We start from the raw sequence: 16773 nt of genomic DNA, 5'->3' as shown, positions 1-16773 counted from the left end.
AAGATGATGGCAAAGAAGTCGGAACCCGGTCTGATCGTCGGCCTGGACGTCGGCACCTCGAAGATCGAGGCGGTGGTCGGGGAGCTGACCGAGGAAGGCGAGATCGAAATCATCGGCATCGGCTCCTCGCCCTCGCGCGGGTTGAAGAAGGGCGTGGTCGTGAACATCGAGTCCACCGTCCAGTCGATCCAGCGCGCGGTGGAGGAGGCCGAGCTAATGGCCGGCTGCGAGATCCACTCGGTGTATACCGGGATCGCCGGCTCGCACATCAAGAGCTACAACTCCACCGGGGTGGTCGCGATCAAGGACGGCGAGGTGGTCGCCGGCGACGTGGACCGGGTGATCGATGCCGCGCGCGCCATCGCCATCCCGGCCGATCAGCGCATCCTCCACGTCCTGCCGCAGGAATACATCATCGACGAGCAGGAGGGCATCCGCGAGCCGATCGGCATGTCCGGGGTGCGCCTTGAGGCCAAGGTGCACCTGGTCACCGGCGCAGTCTCGGCTGCGCAGAACATCGTCAAGTGCGTGGAGCGCTGCGGACTGCGGGTGGACGACATCATCCTCGAGCAGCTCGCCTCGAGCTACTCGGTCCTCAGCGAGGACGAGAAGGACCTCGGCGTGTGTCTGGTGGATGTCGGCGGTGGCACCACGGACATCGCGGTGTTCGCCCACGGCGCGATCATGCACACCGCGGTGATCCCGATCGCCGGCGATCAGGTCACCAACGATATCGCGGTCGCGCTACGCACCCCGACCCAGTACGCCGAAGAACTCAAGATCAAGTACGCCTGCGCTCTGCGCTCGCTGGCCGATCCGAGCGAGAGCATCGAGGTGCCCGGTGTGGGCGATCGCGCCGCGCGCCGACTGTCGCGCCAGACGCTCGCCTCCGTGGTCGAGCCGCGCTACGAAGAATTGTTGCAGCTGGTGCAGGCGGAACTGCGCCGCAGCGGCACCGAAGAAATGATTGCCGCCGGGGTGGTGCTCACTGGCGGTTCGTCTCGAATGGAAGGTGTGGTGGACCTCGCCGAAGAGGTCTTTCACATGCCCGTACGCCTGGGGGTGCCGCAACGCGTCACCGGGCTCCTGGATGTTGTTAAGAATCCGATCCACGCGACGGGGGTGGGGCTGTTGCTCTACGCCCGCGAGTCGCGTGCGGAGCAGGAGGCCCGGCCCGTGAGCAGCGGGTTCCAGGGCGTATGGGCGCGCATGAAGCGCTGGTTTTCCGGACAGTTCTGATGATCGGGGCCCCGGAAGTTTAGGAGGCCGGACCGCTCTCCGGCCATGACGCAGGTAAACAGAAGTTTATGTACTACACACGCAACGAGAGGACGCAATCATGACGTTCGAACTGATGGACACCTATAGCCAGAACGCGACGATCAAGGTCGTCGGCGTTGGTGGTGGCGGCGGCAACGCCGTGCAGCACATGGTCAACTCGCAGCTGGAAGGCGTCGATTTCATCTGTGCCAACACCGATGCCCAGGCCCTGAAGAGCCTGGACGCCAAGACGCTGCTGCAACTGGGCGGCGACATCACCAAGGGCCTGGGGGCCGGGGCGGATCCGTCGGTCGGTCGCGAGGCTGCACTGGAGGACCGTGAGCGCATCCAGGATCTGTTGCAGGGGGCCGACATGGTCTTCATTACCGCCGGCATGGGCGGTGGTACGGGTACCGGCGCCGCGCCGGTGGTCGCGCAGATCGCCAAGGAGATGAACATCCTGACGGTCGCGGTGGTCACCAAGCCGTTCCCGTTCGAGGGCAAGCGCCGCATGCAGGTTGCGATGTCCGGGATCAAGGCGCTGACCGAACAGGTCGATTCCCTGATTACCATCCCCAACGAGAAGCTGCTGACGGTGCTGGGCAAGAACACCACGCTGCTGGATGCCTTCAAGGCTGCCAACGACGTGCTGTTCGGCGCGGTGCAGGGCATCGCCGAGCTGATCACCCGTCCGGGTCTGATCAACGTCGACTTTGCCGACGTGCGCAACGTGATGCGCGAGATGGGCATGGCGATGATGGGCACCGGCACCGGCACCGGCGAGGATCGTGCGCGCGAGGCCGCCGAGGCGGCGATCGCCAGCCCGTTGCTGGAGGACATCGACATCTCCGGTGCCCGTGGCATCCTGGTGAACGTGACCGGTGGCATGGATGTCGGGATCGGCGAGTTCGAGGAGGTCGGCGAGGCGGTGAAGGCCCTGGCCTCGGAGGATGCCAATGTCGTTGTCGGGACGGTCATCGACCCCGAGATGACCGACGAGCTGCGGGTGACCCTGGTGGCTACGGGGCTTGGCGCGCCCGCGACGCAGTCCGAACGGCCGCAGGTACGAGTGGTCGATGCCCAGCCGAAGAGGGCCGTCGGCTCCGATGTCGAAGTCGACCTCGACCAGCCGACCGTCAAGCGACGCGGCGGTGACAACCTGGCGGTCGACTACAATCAGCAGCAAGGCATTGATGTGCTGGATATTCCGGCCTTCCTGCGTAAACAAGCCGACTGAGAGCGGCCGTACATGCAGGGCGAGCGGAATCCTGCAATAATGCGGTAATCGTTGTGTGCATAGGGAGCCCGGGAGGGCCCGGGCTCCCCTTATGCGCTCTCCTGGAAGAGAGAGGCTCAATTCGTTGATCAGGCAAAGAACGCTCAAGAACAGCATTCGGGCGACCGGAGTGGGACTGCATACCGGAGAAAAGGTGGTGCTGACCCTGCGTCCGGCTCCGGTGAATACCGGGATTGTGTTCCATCGCTGCGATCTTGATCCGTCCGTGGAGATTCGCGCCTGTGCCGACAATGTCGGCGACACGCGACTGTCCACCACGCTGGTCAATGGAGACGTCCGGGTTTCGACCGTGGAGCATTTGCTCTCGGCCATTGCCGGATTGGGAATCGACAACCTGCATGTCGATGTGAGCGCCGCCGAGGTGCCCATCATGGACGGCAGTGCCGGTCCCTTCGTGTTTCTGCTGCAGTCCGCCGGGCTGAAGGAGCAGGATGCGCCCAAGGAATTCATTCGGGTCAAGCGCAGCGTGGAAGTCCGCGAGGACGACAAGTGGGTGCGCTTTGATCCTTACGAGGGGTTCAAGGTCGGTTTCTGTATCGATTTCGAACACCCGATGTTTACCGACGGAAGCCAGCGCGCAGAGCTGGACTTCTCGTCCACCTCCTTCGTGAAGGAGGTCTCGCGTGCCCGGACCTTCGGGTTCATGCGCGACATCGAGGCCCTGCGGGCGAACCAGCTGGCGCTGGGCGGCAGCCTGGACAACGCGGTGGTCCTCGATGACTACAAGATCCTCAACGAAAACGGGCTGCGCTACGACAACGAGTTGGTCAAGCACAAGATCCTCGACGTGGTCGGGGACCTGTACCTGCTCGGTCACAGCCTGATCGGCGCGTTCACCGGCCACAAGTCCGGGCATGCGCTGAACAACCAGCTGATCCGTCAGCTCCTGGCCGACGAGACCGCCTGGGAGAAGGTGACCTTCGAGGACCCGAGCGAACGCCTGCCGATCTCCTTCGGTCAGCTGGCGCCCACTCCAGCGGGCTGACCTCACCCTGGAACCGTGTTCCAGGGTGAGGTCAGTCGGGCTTCGGTGACGGCCTGGCCGCCCGGGCGAGGCGTTCGAGGGCGCCGGCCAGCCCGGGGTCCTGGATGCTGCTGGCGGTATCGGCCAGGATGCGGCGGGCCGCATCCGGGATCTCGCGGCGCTCCAGTCGCGTGGTGGGCTGGGGGGGGCGTGGGGTGTTGGTCAGTCGGATACGTATCTGTTCGATGCCCTCGAAGCCCGCGGCACGCAGGGTCTTGAGCAGTTCGCGCTGCTGGAAGCGCAGTTCGGTGGCCAGCCCGCGGTTCGCGCAGATTGCGACCAGGGTGTCCTCGCGCAGGGTGAACGCCAGTCGGCCAGCCTGCAGGGGGTTGCCGACGAGTCCCTCGAGGGCGCGTTCCACGCCGCGGTCGCGGCTGGAGTGCGCGGAAAAGTCGCGGGCGATGAAGCGGGTAATCCGCTGCGGCGTCATCGAGGGACTCCGGCAGTCCGCGGCGGAAGGAACGAGAGGAATCGCATGCAGCTGATCGTACTACGTCCGGATGGTCTTTGTGCACGTCTTCCGTTGTGGGGCGTGGCGCTGGCGGGCACCCTGCTCGCGCTGCTGGTGATGGCGGCGGTTGTGACCGCCTACCTGGCGGGGCAAAGCCAGCGCGAGGTGGTCAGGATCCCGGTCGCCAACACGCTGGATCCAATCGTGGTGGAGACGGCCGAACGCGAGGCAGCACGTGAAGGTTTGAGCTACCTGGTGGACCGTGTGGTCGCGCTGGAACGCCAGCTGACGCGGGTGGATCTGCGCCTCCGCTCGGTTGGCGACTCCCTGGGGCTGGACGTGGCCGCGCTGGAGCCGGAAGTTGGCGGCCAGGGCGGCCCGCTGCTGGACGGACCGGGTTCTCCGCTGGAGATCCATGACCGCTTGCTGGCGCTGGAGCACCTGCTGGGTCGTCGCAGCGCCGCCGTGGAGACGGTAGGTTCCGAGCTACGCCAGGAGGCTGCTCGCGAAGCCCTGTCCCCGCAGTTTCGTCCGGTGGAGGATGACGCCTGGATTAGCTCGGCGTTTGGTTATCGCGAAGACCCGTTCACCGGGAACCGCCGCTTCCACTCGGGGATGGATTTCGCCGGGCGGCCCGGCTCGGACATCCGCGCCGCGGGCGGCGGCCTGGTCGTATTCGCGGGCCGCCGGAGCAGCTACGGCAAGCTCGTCGAGATCGCGCACGGCGGCGGTTTGAATACGCGCTACGCCCACAACGCGGAAATCCTGGTTGAGCCCGGGCAGCGCGTGGAGGCTGGCGAGGTGATCGCGAAGATGGGGCGCACCGGTCGCGCGACCGATACCCACCTGCACTACGAAGTGGTCGACGCCGGGCAGGCCCTGAATCCCTATCATTTTCTCCAGGATCGGGACTGACCGTCCGCGGTCCTTCCCGGCCCCGCTGGGGCATGACCGGCTGCGCGTCTCTTGGCCACAGCGTTTCCCTGACGGATCGTTTATCCTAGCCGGGTTTCAGCCAACCCTTTCGGATCCCCATGGTCAAGCAGCTCGTACAGAAGATTTTCGGTAGTCGCAACGATCGCATCCTCAAGCGCTACACCCGCGCGGTCGAGCGCATCAATGCCCTGGCCGACTCCACCGAGGCGTTGTCGCAGGACGAGCTGCGTCACAAGACACAGGAATTCCAGCGCCGCCTGGGCGAGGGCGAGAATCTGGAGAAGCTCCTGCCGGAGGCCTTCGCGGTCTGTCGTGCGATGAGTGCCCAGGTCCTTGGGCTGCGCCACTTCGACGTCCAGTTGATCGGCGGTATGGTTCTCAACGACGGTCGCATCGCCGAGATGCGCACGGGTGAGGGCAAGACCCTGGTCGCGACCCTGCCTGCCTATCTCAATGCATTGACCGGCGACGGCGTGCATGTGGTGACGGTGAACGACTACCTGGCCCGCCGCGATGCGGCCTGGATGGGGCGGCTCTACCACGCATTGGGTCTGACGGTCGGCGTGGTGAATAGCTCCGGTGGTCTGGGGGTGGATTCCGCCTCCTATCTCTTTGACCCGGAGTACCACGCAGAAGAAGGCGGGTTCGATCAGATGCGTCCGGCGACCCGGCGCGAGGCCTATGCCGCCGATATTACCTACGGCACGAACAACGAGTTCGGCTTCGACTATCTGCGCGACAACATGGCCTTCTCGGCCGATCAGCGCGTGCAGCGCGCACTCAACTTTGCGGTGGTCGACGAGGTCGACTCCATCCTCATCGACGAGGCGCGGACCCCGCTGATCATCTCCGGCCCCAGCGGCGACAGCTCCGAGCTCTACGAGCGGCTGAACACCATCCCGGCCCAGCTGACCCGTCAGGAAGACGAGGAGAGCGAGGGTGACTACTTCGTCGACGAGAAGGCCAAGCAGGTCTTCCTCAGCGAGGAGGGTCACGAGAAGGCCGAGGAACTCCTGCGCCAGGCCGGCTTGCTGGAGGAGTACCAGACCCTGTACGACTCTGCGAGCATCGCGGTACTGCATCACCTGAATGCGGCCCTGCGTGCGCACGCGCTCTTCCACCGCGACGTCGACTACCTGGTGCGCGACAACAAGGTCCAGATCATCGACGAGTTTACCGGCCGCATCATGGGTGGTCGGCGCTGGTCGGAGGGGCTGCACCAGGCGATCGAGGCCAAGGAAGGGGTTCCGATCCAGCGCGAGAATCAGACGCTGGCATCGATCACCTTCCAGAACTATTTCCGCCTGTACGAGAAGCTTGCAGGCATGACCGGTACGGCCGATACCGAGGCCTACGAGTTCCAGACCATCTATGGCCTGGAAGTGGTCGTGATCCCCGGCAACAAGCCGCTGGTGCGCGACGATATGCAGGACCTGGTCTTCCTGACCCAGGAGGAGAAGTACACCGCCATCATCAAGGAAATCCAGTGGTGCGTGGATCGCGGTCAACCGGTCCTGGTGGGGACGGCCTCGGTGGAGAGTTCCGAGCGGCTGGCTGAAGCGCTGAAGAAGACCGGGATCTCGTTCGAGGTGCTGAACGCAAAGCAGCACGAGCGCGAGGCCGCGATCATCGCCCAGGCGGGTCGCCCGAAGGCGGTGACGCTGGCAACCAACATGGCCGGCCGTGGTACCGATATCGTGCTGGGGGGGGCGCTGGATGCCGAACTGGCCGAAGTCGACCCGGACGAAAGCGCCCAGCAGGAGGCAATCCGGGCCGACTGGCAGGCCCGTCATGACGCGGTGATCGAGGCTGGTGGTCTGCACATCATTGGCTCCGAGCGCCATGAGTCGCGACGGATCGACAACCAGTTGCGCGGGCGCTCCGGCCGCCAGGGTGACGCGGGCTCCAGCCGCTTCTTCCTGTCGCTGGAAGACAACCTCATGCGGGTGTTTGCATCCGAGCGTGTGCGCAGCCTGATGCAACGCCTGGGCATGAAGGAGGGCGAGGCGATCGAGAACGCCTGGGTCTCGCGCGCCATCGAGAACGCGCAGCGCAAGGTCGAGGCGCATAACTTCGATATCCGCAAGCAGCTGCTGGAATACGACGACGTCGCCAATGATCAGCGCCGGGTGATCTACGACCAGCGTGCCGAATTGTTGACCACCGAGGACATCAGCGAAACCATCGACACCTTGGTGGAGGATGTGGTCAACGCCCTGATCAACCCGTACATGCCGCCGGGATCGATCGAGGACGAATGGGACATCCAGGGCCTGCAGCAGGCCCTGAACGGCGAGTTCGGGCTCGACCTCCCGGTCCAGCAGTGGCTGGACGACGAGGACGACCTGCACGAGGAGCCGCTGCGCGAGCGGATCATCGGGCATGCCCGCGCGCTGCTGACCCGGAAGCGCGAGCAGCTGGGTGACGAGACCATGAACCGCCTGCAGCGCGACGTGATGCTGCAGGTCCTCGACAGCCAGTGGAAGGAACATCTGGCGGCGATGGACTATCTGCGCCAGGGTATTGGGCTGCGTGGCTACGCCCAGCGCAACCCGAAGCAGGAGTACAAGAAGGAAGCCTTCGCGATGTTCCAGTCCCTGCTGGAACGCATCAAGCACGACGTGGTGAAGTTCCTGCTGCGCATGCAATTGCGTTCACCGGAGGAGGTCGAGGCATTGCAGCCGAAGAAGGCGGCCCCCGCCGAGGATGATCTGCAGTTCCAGCACCAGAACCCCGACAGCCCCCTGAAGGCTGGGGCCGAAGGCGACGCCGAGCCGCGCGAACCGGTTGCGAGCGGCGAGGCCCCCTACCGACGCGACGAGCCCAAGCTGGGCCGCAACGAGCCCTGCTGGTGTGGCTCGGGCAAGAAGTTCAAGCACTGCCACGGCAAGCTGTAGGGAGACACTGAGCCCATGGCCGTAGGACTGACCGCCCCGGAGGCGCTGCAGCCGGTACCGGGGATTCGCGTGGCCGCGGTCGCGGCGGGGATTCGCTATCCCGGGCGCGACGATCTCGTGTTGATCGATGCCGGCCCCGATGCGACCGTTGCGGCGCTTTATACCAACAATGCCTTTCGCGCCGCGCCGGTCGTGGTTGCCGCGGAGCACCAGGCGGCGGGCGGGGCACGCTGGCTGCTGATCAACGCCGGTAATGCCAATGCCGGGACCGGCGAGCCCGGGCTCGCCGCCGCGCGCGCCTGCTGCGGGGCCTTGGCCGCGGTTACGGGCGGCCCGGCGGAGGCAGTCTTGCCATTTTCCACCGGGGTGATTGGCGAGCCGCTGCCGGTGGAACGTATCATCGCGGCGCTGCCCGTGCTGCACGCAGGCCTGGCGCCCAATGCCTGGATGCAGGCGGGACGCGCGATCATGACCACTGATACCGTGCTCAAGGGTGTCAGCCGTCGGGTCGCACTGTCGCAGGGCGAGGTGACACTGACCGGTATCGCCAAGGGTTCGGGGATGATCCACCCCGACATGGCGACCATGCTGGCGTTTATCGGGACCGACCTTGCCATCGAGGCGCAGGCGCTGGACGGTCTGCTGCGCGAGGCCAATCGCGACAGCTTCAACGCGATCACCGTGGACGGGGATACCTCCACAAACGACGCCGTGGTGGTGATGGCCAGTGGCGCGAGTGGGGCGGGGCTCGTCACAGCGGACGACCGGGTCGCCTTTGCCGCGGCTCTGGACGCGGTCTGCCTGGAGCTGGCCCAGGCGATCGTCCGGGATGGCGAGGGTGCCACCAAGTTCGTGACCGTCGAGGTGGTGGGTGCGCGGTCGCGTGAGGAGGCGGCGCAGGTCGCCGAGACCGTCGCGCTGTCCCCGCTGGTCAAGACTGCGCTGTTCGCCTCTGATCCCAATTGGGGCCGCATCCTCGCCGCCGTGGGGCGCGCCGGAGTGCCGGATCTGGAGATCGAGCGCGTGGCGATCCGTGTGAATGACGTCCAGATTGTCCGTGACGGCGGGCGTGCCCCGGAATACGCCGAGGCCGACGGCCAGCGTGCCTTCGACGCCGAGGAGATCCACATCCGGATCGACCTCGGCCGGGGTGACGCACGGACGCGCAAGTACACCTGCGACTTCTCCCACGAGTACGTGCGCATCAATGCCGAATACCGGTCCTGAGCCGGCGCTTTCCCCTCCGGTCGAGGTCGCGATCGGACTGATCCGCGACAACCAGGGTCGCGTGCTGGTTACGCGTCGCAGGGACGCGCAACACCTGGCCGGGCTGTGGGAGTTTCCCGGGGGCAAGGTCGAGAGCGGTGAATCCCCCGCGGTGGCTCTGCAGCGTGAACTCGACGAGGAGCTTGGCGTCGGCGTCGATTCGGCGGTGCAGTGTCTGACGATCGAGCACGACTATGGGGAGCGCGCGGTTCGTCTGCATGTGTTCCGCGTCACGGCCTGGTCGGGTGCGCCCCGTGGCCGCGAGGCCCAGCCTATGGAGTGGCGTGCCCCGGTGGACCTGGACCCCGCGGATTTCCCGGCGGCGAATCGCGCGATGCTCAACGTCTTGCGCCTGCCCGAGCGTTATCTGATCACACCGTCACCGGACGACGCCACGCAGGCCGCTGCCATCGCCGGCCGAGTAACCCAGGCTCTGCGTGCGGGCCAGGCTGACATGGTTCAGGTGCGTGCGCCGGCCCTGGGCCGGGTCGACTATTGCGACTTTCTCGCGGCGATCACAGGGCCCGCCGATGCCCTGGGCATCCCGGTCCTGGCGAATGCGCCACCGGATTGGCTGGCGGATTTTGCGCGGGTGGGGCTGCATCTGCCCGAGCGGCGTTGGCGCGAGCTGGATGCGCGTCCGGCGTCCGGTGGCTGGGTGGCCGCCTCGGTACACGACCGCGCCGGTCTCGAGCGGGCGGCGGCCCTGGGGTTGGACTTCGTGGTGCTGGGGCCGGTGCAGGCGACCGCGACGCATCCCGGTGCCGAGGCGCTGGGCTGGGGGCATTTCGCGGACTGGGTGCGGGGTGCGGCGCTGCCGGTCTATGCGCTCGGCGGGATGTCTGCCGTCAGCCTGCCCCGGGCGCGGGCGGCCGGGGCGCAGGGTATTGCGGCCATTCGGGGCTTGCTGGGCTGAATCCGGGCCTCCCAGGCGCTGGTTCAGATCGCGCAGCAGCAGAGCCGGAACGGCACGTCGACATGGGCCGGTGCGGGGCGTTCGCGGAAATCGCCGGGGGCGAAGAAACGCACAGTGAAGCGTTGGCGCCCGCCGCTGATTTCCGGGTAGACCCCCAGAGTGGGGTCTACCGTCACCCGGATCAGTTGCCACGCGTGGGCGGTATCGAGATTGCGCTCGAAGTACCCGTCCTCGGCCGTCACCGGCTCCGCGTTGCCCGAGTGGCGCATGTAGCGCAGTACCTGGGCGGTCGCCTCGGCCACGGTGTTCAGCGGTTGGAACCATTCCAGCAGAAGCTCGGTGCGCGCCTGATTCGGCTGGGCCAGCCAGTAGTGGTAGATCGGCAGGTCGAAGTCGAAGGCCCCGCCGGGCAGGGCCATGCGCTGGCGCACGCTGGAGAAAAACTCGCTGCCCCGCACGCGGTGATCGAGCGCGCCGGCCTGTTCCTCCAGGGCATCGTGCAACCGCTTCTGTGCATCCATGGTCTCGCGAAAGCGATCGGCATCGATACCCGGCTGGTTGGCCAATCGGGTCAGGTTGACCGTCTGGCGCTCGATCTCGCCCATCAGTTCGCGCTTGATGTCTACCCGGGTGACCAGGGCATAGATGTCCACCAGCGAGACCAGGGCCTCGTGATGATCGAAGGCCCGCCCGGACTCCAGTGCATCCCCGAAGCGTGCGTTCAGGGCCTCCAGCCGCAGCAGGAGGCGTACACGTTCATGCAGCGGTTGTTCAAAGGTCAGGGATTGGCTCACGACGGACCCGTTGGGCAGGAGGACTGGAGGCGCATGCTGGTCCAGGAACTTCCGCAGTATCAGCTATTCGGGGGGCGGTTTTCCACCCGCGAGCGGATGGTGGTGGCCAGCTCGCGCAGGGCAGTGTCGCGTTCTGCTACCTGGTTCGCCAGTTCGGCATCCGACGTCTGTTCGGTATTGAGGATCTCGCTGTCCCCCCGTCGGCGGCGCTCGTCCGGGTTCATCTGGACCTCGAGGATGGCCTCTACCTCGGCACTGCTGCGGCCATCCCGCTGGGTTACACGTGCGATCTGTTCGCCGGGCTCGCAATGGACCACGATGACGTGATCGAAACGCGCCTCCCAGCCGGCCTCGAACAGCAGGGGCACCACGATCACGGCATAGGGTGTGGTCTCTGGTAGCGCGGCGAGGCGTTGTTCGATAGCGGCCTCCACCGCCGGGTGAACCAGTGCCTCCAGGGCCTGGCGTTCGGCCGGGTCGGCAAAGATCCGGCTGCGCAAGGCGCCGCGGTCCAGGTGGCCGCGGGCATCGAGTATGCCGGGGCCAAAGCGGTCCACGATGGCCGCGTAGAGATCGTGTCCCGGTGTCTGGAGTTCGCGGTTCAGGGTGTCGGCATCCAGTACCGGTGCCCCGAGGCTGGCGAAGAGCCCTGCAACGCGACTCTTGCCGCAGCCGATCCCCCCGGTGAGTCCGACTCGCAGCATGACGTTCGCCTAAAACCCTTGCGGGAAGTAGAGGGCCAGCAGCTCGTCGCCCCAGATCAGCGCGAGCCATCCGGCGGCGGCGAGATAGGGTCCGAACGGGATCGGGATGTTGCGATCGCGCCCGCGCAGCAGGATCAGGGCGATCCCGACCACCGCGCCGACCAGTGAGGCCAGAAGCAGGATGACCGGCAGCGCCTGCCAGCCGAGCCACGCGCCCAGGGCCGCCAGCAGTTTGAAGTCACCGAAGCCCATGCCCTCCTTGCCGGTCAGCAGGCGGAAGCCGTGGAAGATCAGCCACAAGGTCAGGTAACCGGCCGCAGCACCGATCACGGCGGATTGCAGGTCGGTGAAGGTACCGGGGATGTTGACCAGCAGCCCGAGCCACAAAAGCGGCAGGGTGAGCTGATCGGGGAGTAGCGTCGTACGGGCATCGATCCCGGAGGCGGCGATCAGTACGGCCGTGAAGACCAGCGCCAGCAGCCCGGCGCTACCGGGGCCCAGGTGCCAGACCGTTACCACGAAGAGCAGCGCGGTGAGTGCCTCCACTGCGGGATATTGCCAGCTGATGCGGGTGCCACATCCGGGGCAGCGACCGCGCAGGAACAGGAAGCTGAGAATGGGCACGTTTTCCAGCGCCCGGATCGGGCGCTGGCATTGCGGGCAGCGCGAGCGCGGGCGGATCAGGTCGAAGTGCTCGCGCTCGTCGTTCGGCGCGTGCTCGAGGATCGCGCGGGCCTCGGTCTCCCACTCGCGTTCCAGCATCACCGGGAGGCGCGCGATCACCACGTTCAGGAAGCTGCCGATCAGCAGCCCGAACACCCCGGCAACCGGCAGTGCCCAGCCGCCCAGTTGGGCTCCGATCTCGGCCAGCATCCCCTAGATCACCTGACCCATCTGGAAGATGGGCAGGTACATGGCGATGACCAGGCCGCCGACCAGCACGCCGAGGACCACCATGATCAGCGGTTCCAGCAGGCTGGACAGGCTGTCCACGGCGTTGTCGACCTCTTCCTCGTAGAAATCCGCGACTTTCGACAGCATCGAATCCAGCGAGCCGGATTCCTCGCCAATCGCGACCATCTGCACCACCATGTTGGGGAACACGGCGGTATTGCGCATGGACCACTGCAATTGGCCGCCGGCCTCGGTCTCGTCGCGCATGCGCAGGGTGGCTTCTCGGTAGACGGCGTTGCCGGTGGCGCCGGAGACCGAGGTCAGGGCATCCACCAGCGGGACCCCGGCGGAGAACATGGTCGACAGCGTTCGCGCAAAGCGGGCGATGGCGGCCTTGCGCAGGATCGGGCCGAAAGCCGGAGCCTTGAGGACCATGATATCGAGGAAACGGGCGAAGCGTGGCAGCCGCCGCCGGGCCTGAACGAAGACGAACCCGATGGCGACCATGACCCCGAGGATGGCCCACCACCAGCTCTGGGTGAACTCCGAGAGGTCGACCACCATGCGGGTGAATACCGGGAGGTCGGCACCGAAGCCGGTAAACAGGGCCTCGAACTGCGGGACCACGTAGATCAGCAGGATCGCGGTCACCACGATGGCGACCACGACCACCGCGGCCGGATAAAACAGGGCCTTCTTGATCTTGCCCTTCAGGGCCTCGGTCTTTTCCTTGTAGGTGGCGACCTTGTCCAGCAGGGTCTCGAGTGTCCCCGCCTGCTCGCCGGCCTCGACCAGATTGGTGACCAGGTCGTCGAAATGTCTCGGGTGCTTGGACAGGGCCTGGGCAAACGTCTCGCCGCCCTCGACGTCTGCCTTCAGCTTCAGGACCAGGTCGCGCATCGCGGGCTTTTCGTTCCCGCGGCCGACGATCTCGAAGGCCTGCACGAGGGGCACGCCGGACTCCAGCATCGTGGTCATCTGGCGCAGGAAGTAGGCGATGTCCGCAGGGACGACCTTCTTTTTTCCGCCGGAGAGAAGCGACTTTGGCTTCTTGCGGATCTTGATGACGTTGATGCCGTTCTTGCGCAGCTCGGCACGGGCCGTGGCCTCGTTGTCGGCCGGAGTCTCGCCCTTGATCCGGGCGCCGTTCTTGTTCAGTCCTTCCCAGGTGTAGATCGTCCCGGAGTCGGCCATCCCCCTGTCCCCCTGTAGCTGGTGACCCGTGCCGGTTGCGGCACTAGTCCTTGGTCACGCGATTGACTTCCTCGAGGCTGGTCAGCCCCGCCATTACTTTCACGAGGCCGGCGCGTCGCAGGTCCTCGATGCCTTCCTTTTCCGCTTGTTCCGCGAGCTGCATGGAGTTGTAGCCCTCCAGGATGCCGCGCTGCATGTCGTCGCTGATGGGCATGACCTGGTAGATCCCCAGCCGGCCCTTGTAGCCGTTGGTGCACTGGTCGCAGCCCACCGCACGGTAGGAGGTGACCCCGGCCTGGATGTCGGCGTCGCTAAAGCCTTCCTTGCGCAGCGCCTCTTCCGGGAGCTTTTCCGGTTCCTTGCAATTCGGGCACAACCGCCGCGCCAGCCGCTGGGCAATGATCAGCAGGATCGAGGAGGCGATGTTGTACGGTGGCACGCCCATGTTGGCCAGCCGTGTGAGCGTCTGCGGGGCGTCGTTGGTATGCAGCGTGGAAAGCACAAGGTGACCGGTCTGGGCCGCCTTGATGGAGATCTCGGCGGTTTCCAGGTCGCGGATTTCCCCGACCATGATCACGTCCGGGTCCTGGCGCAGGAACGCGCGCAGCGCGCTGGCAAAGGTTAGACCCACCTTCGGGTTGATGTTGACCTGGTTGACCCCGGGCATGTTGATTTCCGACGGGTCTTCCGCAGTGGAGATGTTGCGGTCGGCGGTGTTCAGGATGCCGAGCCCGGTGTACAGCGACACGGTCTTCCCCGACCCGGTGGGGCCGGTGACCAGGATCATGCCGTAGGGGCGACTGAGCGCCTTGAGGTAGGCTTCTTTCTGATGTTCCTCGTACCCCAGCTGATCGATGCCCATCGCCGCGCTGCTGGGATCGAGGATACGCATCACGATCTTCTCGCCGTAAAGCGTCGGCAGGGACGAGACACGGAAATCGATCGCGCGTGTGCGCGACAGCTTCAGCTTGATGCGCCCGTCCTGCGGCACGCGGCGTTCGGCGATGTCCATGCGCGACATCACCTTGACGCGCGCAGTGATGCGCGGCGCCAGGGAATTGGGTGGGTGGGCGACCTCGTGCAGCACGCCGTCAATGCGGAAGCGCACGCGGAAGTCCTTCTCGAAGGGCTCGAGGTGGATATCCGACGCCTTGCGATTGATGGCGTCCATCAGGACCTTGTTGACGAAACGCACCACCGGGGCGTCATCCGCGCCCTCGGCGGTGTCGGAGGACTCCTTGTCATCCTCCCCGCCGGATTCGATGGCCAGCCCGTCGAGGCCGTCGTCGCCAAGGTCGTCCATCAGCGACGAGGTGGCACTCAGGGCCGTGTCGATCAGGCGGTCGAGCTTGTGTGGCTCGACCAGGACGGCCTCGACGGGCATGCCGGTGGCGAACTTGAACTCGTCGGTGGCGCCGAGGTTGGTCGGGTCGGACACGCCAATGTAGAGGCGATTGCCGCGTGCCATCAGTGGCAGGGCATGGTGCTTCTGGATCAGCTTCTCGTTGAGGTGATCCTTGGGCAGCAGTTCCGCATCGAAGCTCCCCAGGTCGAATACCGGGAGTCCGAACTCCTCGGCGGCAGCCTCGACCAGGCGAGCTTCCGCCACCTGTCCCTTGCTGGCAAGCAGGGTCATCAGCGGCGTCTGCTGGGACTGGGCTTCCTCGACCAGCTGGGAGGCGATGTCCTCCGCGATCAGGCCGGCCTCGACCAGGCGCTTCGCCAGCCCGGGTAGCCGCGGTGCCGTAGTGGTATTCGCCATGGGCCTCTGCGTATACAAACCTAGTGATGGGCCACACTGTACGTGCGTCCGCGGCGGAAGGGAAACGCGCTGCCAGGCAGCCGAGAGCCCCTTGCTGAGCTCCGATCATAGGAATCAACCCTGCAAATGACAAGGCTGTGGTTCGCCCCCTCGAGGGGTAATTCAGCGGGTGCTTGACGCTGTGCTTCGCGCTGGTTCAGAATACGCGGCTTGATCGAGGAGGGATACCCAAGCGGTCAACGGGGGCAGACTGTAAATCTGCTGGCTCAGCCTTCGGAGGTTCGAATCCTCCTCCCTCCACCATCGGGTTTTTCAAGCCAGCGGCCAGAAGCGGACGGTGGTGCGGCAAGCCAGGGTTCTGCGGGTGTAGTTCAATGGTAGAACCTCAGCCTTCCAAGCTGATGATGTGGGTTCGATCCCCATCACCCGCTCCAGATTTGGCCCGCACGATGTCGGGCGAGGCCCTGGCGGTAGTTCGGCTCATGTAGCTCAGTCGGTAGAGCACTTCCTTGGTAAGGAAGAGGTCACCGGTTCGAATCCGGTCATGAGCTCCATATTAATGTCAGCGTACAACCTGCGTCGCTGTTGAGTTTTAGCGTCACGATCCGGGGAAGCGAGAGATGTCCAAGGAAAAGTTCGAGCGTAAGAAGCCGCATGTGAATGTGGGTACGATTGGTCATGTGGACCATGGGAAAACGACGCTGACGGCGGCGATGACGGCGGTGCTGGGCAAGAAGTACGGTAGTGAAGCCCGTGCATTTGACCAGATCGACAACGCGCCGGAAGAGAAGGCCCGCGGTATTACGATTGCGACCGCGCACGTCGAGTACGAATCCGACCTTCGTCACTATGCGCACGTCGATTGCCCCGGTCACGCGGACTACGTGAAGAACATGATCACGGGTGCGGCGCAGATGGATGGTGCGATCCTGGTGGTGTCGGCGGCCGATGGCCCGATGCCGCAGACCCGCGAGCACATCCTGCTGGCGCGTCAGGTCGGTGTTCCGTACATCGTGGTGTTCCTGAACAAGGCCGACATGGTCGATGATCCGGAGCTGCTGGAGCTGGTCGAGATGGAAGTGCGCGACCTGCTGTCCTCGTACGACTTCCCGGGTGACGACACCCCGGTCATTACCGGTTCCGCGCTGAAGGCGCTGGAAGGTGACGAGAGCGAAGTAGGCGCCCCGGCGATCTACAAGCTGGTTGAGGCGATGGACACCTGGATTCCGGAGCCGGAACGTGCCGTGGACGGCGCGTACCTGATGCCGGTGGAAGACGTGTTCTCGATCTCCGGTCGCGGCACCGTGGTGACCGGCCGTATCGAACGCGGCGTGGTGAAGGTGGGCGAAGAGATCGAGATCGTCGGCATTCGCGACAC

General features: G+C 65.5%; 14 protein-coding genes and 3 tRNA genes. 11 read left to right on the top strand and 6 right to left on the bottom strand.

Annotated features, from left to right (window positions below):
* Positions 1-3: 3 nt before the first annotated feature.
* From ftsA to lpxC, 3 genes are all read left to right on the top strand, one after another.
* Positions 4-1239 (top strand): cell division protein FtsA, encoded by a 1236-nt coding sequence (ftsA, locus tag F816_RS0113055; RefSeq protein ID WP_018168223.1) that lies wholly within the window; start codon positions 4-6, stop codon positions 1237-1239.
* A gap of 100 nt (positions 1240-1339) precedes the next feature.
* Positions 1340-2497: a cell division protein FtsZ gene (gene ftsZ, locus F816_RS0113050; protein ID WP_019595095.1), complete on the top strand. Its 1158-nt coding sequence runs from the start codon at positions 1340-1342 to the stop codon at positions 2495-2497.
* 124 nt (positions 2498-2621) lie between these two features.
* Positions 2622-3542 (top strand): UDP-3-O-acyl-N-acetylglucosamine deacetylase, encoded by a 921-nt coding sequence (lpxC, locus tag F816_RS0113045; protein WP_231362625.1) that lies wholly within the window; start codon positions 2622-2624, stop codon positions 3540-3542.
* Between the two features lie 31 nt (positions 3543-3573).
* Here the strand turns inward: lpxC and F816_RS0113040 are convergent, their stop codons facing one another.
* Positions 3574-4011, bottom strand: a complete 438-nt coding sequence (locus F816_RS0113040) for a DciA family protein (RefSeq protein ID WP_019595094.1) — start codon at positions 4009-4011, stop codon at positions 3574-3576.
* A 45-nt stretch (positions 4012-4056) separates the two neighbouring features.
* Here F816_RS0113040 and F816_RS0113035 point away from each other — a divergent pair, with 45 nt between their 5' ends.
* The 4 genes from F816_RS0113035 (at position 4057) to F816_RS0113020 (ending at position 10047) form a co-directional block, all read left to right on the top strand.
* On the top strand, positions 4057-4947 hold the full coding sequence (locus F816_RS0113035; protein ID WP_019595093.1) for a M23 family metallopeptidase: 891 nt from the start codon (positions 4057-4059) through the stop codon (positions 4945-4947).
* 119 nt (positions 4948-5066) lie between these two features.
* Positions 5067-7865 carry a preprotein translocase subunit SecA gene (gene secA, locus F816_RS0113030; protein ID WP_019595092.1) on the top strand — a complete coding sequence of 933 codons (2799 nt, stop codon included), beginning with the start codon at positions 5067-5069 and terminating at the stop codon, positions 7863-7865.
* A 15-nt stretch (positions 7866-7880) separates the two neighbouring features.
* The gene (argJ, locus tag F816_RS0113025; RefSeq protein ID WP_019595091.1) at positions 7881-9092 is read left to right on the top strand and encodes a bifunctional glutamate N-acetyltransferase/amino-acid acetyltransferase ArgJ; all 1212 of its coding nucleotides are present in this window, start codon (positions 7881-7883) and stop codon (positions 9090-9092) included.
* Complete coding sequence (locus tag F816_RS0113020) at positions 9073-10047, top strand: Nudix family hydrolase (protein ID WP_019595090.1); 975 nt, start codon at positions 9073-9075, stop codon at positions 10045-10047. Before argJ ends, F816_RS0113020 begins: the two co-directional genes overlap by 20 nt.
* A gap of 23 nt (positions 10048-10070) precedes the next feature.
* Here F816_RS0113020 and zapD read toward each other — a convergent pair whose 3' ends face one another.
* Genes zapD through pilB form a run of 5 tightly spaced genes read right to left on the bottom strand, consistent with a single transcriptional unit; the run spans position 10071 to position 15395 of the window.
* Positions 10071-10841, bottom strand: coding sequence for a cell division protein ZapD (zapD, locus tag F816_RS0113015; protein ID WP_019595089.1), 771 nt, complete (start codon positions 10839-10841; stop codon positions 10071-10073).
* A gap of 59 nt (positions 10842-10900) precedes the next feature.
* Positions 10901-11545 (bottom strand): dephospho-CoA kinase, encoded by a 645-nt coding sequence (gene coaE, locus F816_RS0113010; RefSeq protein ID WP_019595088.1) that lies wholly within the window; start codon positions 11543-11545, stop codon positions 10901-10903.
* Positions 11546-11554: 9 nt separating this feature from the next.
* A complete protein-coding gene (locus F816_RS0113005; RefSeq protein WP_019595087.1) occupies positions 11555-12418 on the bottom strand; it encodes an A24 family peptidase in 864 nt (287 codons plus the stop codon).
* A gap of 3 nt (positions 12419-12421) precedes the next feature.
* Entirely contained in the window at positions 12422-13633 is a 1212-nt protein-coding gene (locus tag F816_RS0113000) for a type II secretion system F family protein (protein ID WP_018144450.1), read from the bottom strand.
* A gap of 43 nt (positions 13634-13676) precedes the next feature.
* Complete coding sequence (gene pilB / locus F816_RS0112995; protein WP_019595086.1) at positions 13677-15395, bottom strand: type IV-A pilus assembly ATPase PilB; 1719 nt, start codon at positions 15393-15395, stop codon at positions 13677-13679.
* A gap of 218 nt (positions 15396-15613) precedes the next feature.
* On the opposite strand from pilB, the gene F816_RS0112990 reads away from it, so the two are divergent.
* The 4 genes from F816_RS0112990 to F816_RS0112975 all read left to right on the top strand — a co-directional run.
* A tRNA-Tyr gene (locus F816_RS0112990) sits at positions 15614-15698 on the top strand.
* 57 nt (positions 15699-15755) lie between these two features.
* Positions 15756-15829, top strand: a tRNA-Gly gene (locus F816_RS0112985).
* Between the two features lie 44 nt (positions 15830-15873).
* Positions 15874-15949, top strand: a tRNA-Thr gene (locus F816_RS0112980).
* A gap of 66 nt (positions 15950-16015) precedes the next feature.
* Positions 16016-16773, top strand: a 758-nt coding sequence (locus F816_RS0112975; protein ID WP_019595085.1) for an elongation factor Tu, incomplete at its 3' end; no start/stop codon positions are given.

Origin of the sequence: Thioalkalivibrio sp. ALM2T (assembly GCF_000381505.1) — a bacterium.
GTDB lineage: Bacteria > Pseudomonadota > Gammaproteobacteria > Ectothiorhodospirales > Ectothiorhodospiraceae > Thioalkalivibrio > Thioalkalivibrio versutus.
The sequence above is the reverse complement of the archived record's forward strand: the minus strand, read 5'-3'. Positions and strand labels throughout refer to the sequence as shown.